Origin of the sequence: Xenorhabdus szentirmaii DSM 16338, assembly GCF_002632585.1 — a bacterium.
GTDB lineage: Bacteria > Pseudomonadota > Gammaproteobacteria > Enterobacterales > Enterobacteriaceae > Xenorhabdus > Xenorhabdus szentirmaii.
Window position 1 is genome coordinate 2,255,746 of sequence record NZ_NIBV01000001.1, and the last position, 6,157, is coordinate 2,261,902.

4 protein-coding genes and 2 pseudogenes are annotated in these 6,157 nt (G+C 41.2%); 4 read left to right on the forward strand and 2 right to left on the reverse strand.

The window, feature by feature from the left end; all coding sequences use genetic code 11:
• Positions 1 to 140 precede the first annotated feature (140 nt).
• The 3 genes and pseudogenes from Xsze_RS10000 to Xsze_RS10010 form a co-directional block, all read left to right on the forward strand.
• Positions 141 to 1,184: pseudogene (locus Xsze_RS10000) on the forward strand (IS630 family transposase).
• 125 nt (positions 1,185 to 1,309) lie between these two features.
• Positions 1,310 to 2,548, forward strand: a complete 1,239-nt coding sequence (locus tag Xsze_RS10005; protein ID WP_051462531.1) for an IS4 family transposase — start codon at positions 1,310 to 1,312, stop codon at positions 2,546 to 2,548.
• A gap of 247 nt (positions 2,549 to 2,795) precedes the next feature.
• Positions 2,796 to 3,458, forward strand: a pseudogene (locus tag Xsze_RS10010) (ISKra4 family transposase); the annotation flags it as partial.
• On the opposite strand, the gene Xsze_RS23335 reads toward Xsze_RS10010, so the two are convergent.
• A complete protein-coding gene (locus Xsze_RS23335) occupies positions 3,361 to 3,750 on the reverse strand; it encodes a transposase family protein (protein WP_071991826.1) in 390 nt (129 codons plus the stop codon). The pseudogene Xsze_RS10010 and the gene Xsze_RS23335 overlap by 98 nt on opposite strands.
• A gap of 303 nt (positions 3,751 to 4,053) precedes the next feature.
• On the opposite strand from Xsze_RS23335, the gene Xsze_RS10020 reads away from it, so the two are divergent.
• Complete coding sequence (locus tag Xsze_RS10020) at positions 4,054 to 4,734, forward strand: hypothetical protein (protein ID WP_038240799.1); 681 nt, start codon at positions 4,054 to 4,056, stop codon at positions 4,732 to 4,734.
• A gap of 208 nt (positions 4,735 to 4,942) precedes the next feature.
• On the opposite strand, the gene Xsze_RS10025 is transcribed toward Xsze_RS10020, so the two are convergent.
• Positions 4,943 to 5,637 (reverse strand): IS6 family transposase gene (locus tag Xsze_RS10025; RefSeq protein WP_099138970.1). Its coding sequence is split into 2 segments (ribosomal slippage): positions 4,943 to 5,319 and positions 5,319 to 5,637, totalling 696 coding nucleotides; the frame shifts between segments, so codons are not numbered across the junction.
• Positions 5,638 to 6,157: the final 520 nt, after the last annotated feature.

The following is a 6,157-nucleotide window of genomic DNA, read 5'->3' on the forward strand; positions in this document are numbered from 1 at the left end:
TTCAGAGAACGCTGAGCGATAAAATATGGGGCTGTCCTAAATAAGATTTCAAAATAGTAGATCATTTGAAGGGAACTCAGTCCGATTTTCGCGATCTGATTAATCGCCAAATCAAAACAAATCCCAAAATGGACTGAGTGATGCCAATAATAGCACCAATACCTCGAAATGAACGACGTCAGATGAAAAAAACTCTCCAGAGAACCCGGGATAAAGACTATGCACGTCGTCTCACCGCGCTCTTAATGTGACATGAAGGGAGTACTGTTTCTCACGTTTCCAGAACACTTCACTGTTCACGTTCTTCAGTCAATCGCTGGGTAAATTGGTTAACATTATATGGTTTGGAAGGACTTAAAAGCCTCCCTGCGGGAAGGCCTGTTATCTGGAATTTAGCACCACTTCTTGCTGTCATTTCTTTCTTATTGGCGCATTCTCCACAACATTTTGGTTATCTCTGCTCACGATGGTGTCTTGAACTGATTGTACGTAAAATCAATATGTTACTTAATATATCGCTTTCTCAAAGTACACTTTATCGTTACTTTTGCCGGACAGGAGTCGTTTGGCGAAGAGCTGCTCCCACCTTAAGGTTGTCTGACCCTGAACATGAAGAAAAAATGGCAAAAATCCTTGAAGCCTTATCGAATGCCTCAGAGAAACACCCTGTTTTCTATGAAGATGAGGTGGATATCGACCTTAATCCGAAAATCGGGGCAGACTGGTGTTTGAGAGGACAGCAAAAACGTGTTGCTACCCCCGGAAAGAATCAAAAATACAATCTTGCAGGCTGTTTCAACGCAAAAACGAAAGAAATTACTTATGTGGGTGGCTTGAAAAAGAACTCAGATTTATTTATCAAATTGTTAGATGACATTAGTAATCAGTCTGTTAGTGCTAAGACAATCACTTTGATTTTAGATAACTATTGCATTCATAAGAGTCGAAAAGTTATGGTTTGGCTGGAAAAAAATCCTAAATTTAGTCTTCTCTTTTTACCTGTCTATTCCCCTTGGTTGAATAAAATTGAACGTCTATGGCAATCCTTGCATGAAACCGTGACATGAAACCACTGTTGCCAATTTATGTGGCAATTGCTTAAGCATGTCAACATATTTATGGAAACAGCGTCTTTGCAGCAGCAAAAACCTGAGATGATAAAAATGGGTGTATCACTATTATGAAAGCCTATTTAGACGAGTAAGCGTACGGGGAACCCCACCTAGCCACTGAGGAATCCCCATAAATTAGACAGGCATTGCATTGTGTGATCTACTCATTGTTCTACCGATTCAGTGAGAACATGACGATGCCTGTTCATAAAGTTTGCCGCAATTTCTTTCAACATACTTTAGCCCCGTTTCACCAATATTGCCAGAATGCCTTGATAGATGCGACGACCGCTTTACTTAAAGGAGCGTCACTCACATTGACCAGCATTGGTCGATTTTTACCGGGACCAGCACAGGTTAAACATAAAATAAAGCGGGTTGACCGATGGCTGGGTAATCCTTCATTGCAGAATGATATTCCGCTTATATTTAATCGGCTTATTACGATGATGACACAACAGTTGTCTCTGTGTGTTATTGCCGTCGATTGGAGTGGCTACCCGTCTCAGGAATATCATGTACTCCGGGCCAATTTAATCTGTGATGGGCGCTCTATTCCCTTATTGAGCCAGATAGTTCCCTCGCAAAAACAACAGAATTCACTTATCCAAAAAGAATTTCTTAATGCCCTGTCAGAAGCGGTTAATCCTAACGCCAGCGTGATTATTGTCACTGATGCCGGATTCCAGAATGCCTGGTTTCGCCATATAAAATCACTCGGTTGGGATTTTGTTGGGCGCGTACTCGGGAATACTCAGCTTCGTCTTGAAGCAAGAGGGGAATACTGGTTCAAACGGCAAGCATTACAAGCCAGTGGCCAACCCGAATATCTGGGGCACGGGACGCTATCTCGTGCAAAATATGCTCAATGCGATGGGCATTTTTACCTGCATAAAAACGTATCCAAGGGACGAAAAAACAAGCGTGCTCGTTGTCGTATTGTGCGTAAATCACAGGTCCGTGATGGCCGGGCGGCAGCAAAAGAGCCGTGGCTGATTTTCAGCAGTACAAATGAATTTAAGCCAAGACAGATTATGAAGTTATACAGTCGTAGGATGCAAATTGAACAGAATTTTCGGGATGAGAAAAGTGAACGCTTTGGTTTCGGCCTGCGGGCCTGTTATAGCCACTCCGCCGGACGTTTACTTGTTCTGAGTTTGTTAGCGACACTGAGCACGATTGCCCTTTGGTTAATAGGGTATCATGCTGAAAACCAAGGGTTACATTTACAGTATCAGGCGAACAGTATCAAATCAAAACGCGTCATTTCTTATCTCACTTTAGCGAAGAACATCATACGACATTCTTCGTCTATTTTACGAGTTATTGTACTTGATAACGTATTGGCGCACCTGGCTAAGATCTATCGCAATATGGTATTTATTAGCACCAGTTTCTGGGGATCCCTCAGCGCAAATGCGGCCTTCTCCAATTAGCGATAGAATGATAGAGCATAAAATCTATGGTCATTATATGAACGCATCCCGTTTGCAAGACAAAACTCACGTTGATATAGACGGTAGGTTGCAGCTCTGTATCCGTACATGAACTCCCGCGTATGTGCAAGATAAGTTCGTCGGGTGGAAAGTCATCACTGCGTTCGTACATTCGGCTTCTGTATTTGGCTATTTTTGCCCATCCCCCGATAGGGTTCAAAGTTGATGAGGAAAAAATGGGTAGTCAAGAAGAAAACTCATCGCCCAGTTATCTTCACAAGGTATGCAGGCGAATCAACAAATTACTTTCTTATCGGATGGTGCCGATAATCTCAGGGATCTGCCATTTAACTTGTACCCCGAATCGCAGCACGTACTGGATTGGTTTCATATCACGATGCGTCTGACAGTACTAAAACAATATGCCAGAGGGGTATCGAAAAACATCCCTGAACTCGGTGCAGAATTATTGGATGCTTTAACCAGTACAAAATGGTATCTCTGGTATGGCAATGTGATTAAGGCATTAGAACAGCTAGAGGATTGTGCTGCCATGTGTGATGAGGACATCTCGCATTATGATAATAAGAAATCCTTATCAAAACATATCGATGAAATGTACACCTACATTGAAAATAACAGCATGATGATCCCGAATTATGGTAAAATGTACCGCTATGGTGAACCCATTTCCTCTTCATTTGTTGAATCGACGATCAATGAAGTGATTGCCAAACGGATGGTGAAAAAGCAGCAGATGCAATGGAGCCAGCAAGGTGCGCATTACTTACTCCAGACCCGCACAGCCGTACTTAATGATGATTTGAAAACCCAATTTGAGCATTGGTATCCGGGCATAAAATTAGGTGACGAAACGGAGCATTCTTGGACAGAAAAGATTGCTGCATAAGTACCCCACAGATTTTTATGGTCTCCCCATTCTCTTTTGACATCCCATCCCATCCCATCGCATCAATAGAAACAAAGACAACCTTTGATATTCCCGCACTGAATAGTCCTTCCTGTTGAAACCATTGCACGTGACCATCGCCATAATCTTCAATACCTTGCCAACCTTCTGCACCCGCAATGGTTGCATAGGTAGCTAAGTAGAGGGTATCGAACAAGGGATATTGAATTTTGAAAGATTGCCTTTTGTCTTCTATTTGACCGGAATAGAGTGAAAAATCGTCGATATCCATAAGAAAGGAGCTCAAAAAATGAGTATTGAGACACAATTATACTCTTTGGTCAAACCCCGATTTTAACAAAATCTTCACGCTCTTGCCTTATTTATATATCCAAGAAAAGAAAAAATGCAAGATTCAATTTTTTAAATTTGTCATTTAATATTATTTATTTTGATATTTTAAAATACAAAATCATTAGATAAAAAATGATTTAATTATGAGTTGTGATGATAAAAAATAAAGTTAACAATAGACTGAAAGAGGAGTTTGCTTTTTTTGGATATACAACATAACCTAAAAATAATGAGGCGTATCATGATTGAAAATAACACATGCTACCAACAATATACTGGTTCTTCGGGTAATAGAGATACAGATGGAAATAAATTAAGTAGTCGCACCATTAAACTATCAAATTTAGGTGGACCTAACGAAGATTTCACTTACCAATTAGGTGGTTTTAATGACGATTTTTGGAATAAAGATACATCGTATCGTAATTCAAATAATTGTTATGCTTATGCTTGTAACATAAGAATATCTCAAGGTCATTATAGGAATTTTCCGCATCCAGGCTATAAACCGCATTGTAAGATTCCAACAATAGATACTCTTTTAGATGGTATCAAAGAGGATGGAATAATCAAGATTGAAAAAGACATGAAATTACCTTCCCATGGAACCAAAGAAAATCCGATATGGTTGGCTGCCTTACTTTCAGGTGTTATACCGGACTCGGAGGGATTGAATGTATTTGGTTATCATTGGTATAGAGTGATACAGAAAGATACTAAAACTTGTTGGGGGAATAAAAATCACGCTGATCCTGCAAATATAGCGAAGTTGAATGGTAAAGAGTTGGAATTTAACGGTACAGCTTCTGAGTCTGAAAATAATCTTCAAACACACACCCAAAGTCTAGGGTTGAAGACAGTAAAATGGCATGGATATTTTTTAATACCAGGGAATATTAGTATTTCTGGTTATCGCTGGTGAATTAATTCCCGAGACTGGAAGGTAATCTCATTCAGAAAAGGGGGCATGATTCCAATAATTAGATATTGTGATAAGCTATCCCCTTTTTATTCTTGGTGAGAGATATGGCTAAAATTGATGTGGTTTGTCGCTACTGTCATAAAACAGAAGATGTTAGGTTCTGTCGCATTAACGGCGGTCAGTCAGCAAAAATCGCGCTGCCGGTTATTTAGGCTGCCAACAGATAAAATTGTTCCGCGGGTGACAATTCACCACTGTGTGGATGTTGATATTGCCCTTTGCGTAACTGGTGTATCAGTTCGATGCCAGTCAGAAGCGTTTGTGCTCGCCTGAACGATTTGAATCCCGTCATCAGCTTGATGCGTCGTTTGATATTCCGATGGTCTTGTTCAATCAGATTGTTGAGGTATTTGTTTTGCCTGATAACAATGCGGTCATCTTTGGGTTTTTCGGCGTTGAGCGTGTCCGGTGCTGCTGTGTTGGCGCCGCTTTTATCGAGCGTCACCACTTCAGGTTCGCCGTGATGGCGAATGGCCTTGCGAAAGAAGCGCAGTGCGGTTGCCGCATTCCGTTTGGCGGTCAGCAGAAATCAATGGCTTGCCCTGTGCTGTCGACAGCCCGGTACAGGTATTTCCATTGCCCTTTGACTTTGATGTAGGTTTCATCCATTCGCCAACGGCGCCCGACCGGACGCTTATGGCGACGAAACACCTTATCTAACAACGGCACCAACCGAATGACCCAACGGTGGAACGTCGCGTGGTCAACTTGGATACCACGCTCGGCCATCATCTCTTCAAGATTGCGTAAGCTGAGGGCATAAGCGAGATACCAGCGGACGCATTGGGCGATGATATCGGTCGGATAGTGAAGACGTTTGAAGGCGTTTCGGATTAACGACATCGGCGACTGGCTCGGTAAATACCGGTAGATTATACGATCTCACGCCTTAATGCGACAGAACCCTTCCTCCCCAGAGCGGTTTTTGGTGTGCACAAAAACTTTGCTCTTGGAACAGGCACTTCGTCAATTTCTTATCCAGAATTCAGGTTAAATATTCATAATTATTAGTAAGTTGAAGCCATAACCTATAGATTTATTTTTAGGTGACATTTTTTTGATGTTTTTTTTTTATTTTATTTTGGTATTTTTTATCCACCGCAAGAAGTAGGTTATCTTATTAACCTGATGGTAATTTAGATCTGTATTTATGCATCTTCAAACCGCATAAAATCTGGGTTTGTGACGATATAGATCGCCGCCGGGTTAATAAAACAGTATTATCTGATGACCTGAGTGCAACTTGTGTGTTTTTTTCCTTTATTCTTCCATATTAAAGGTTAAAACCACCGACTTTAGTCGGTCAGCTTTAGCTGCGATACTGTATTGCACGGGAGGTGCAACATGGATTACAGATATGGCA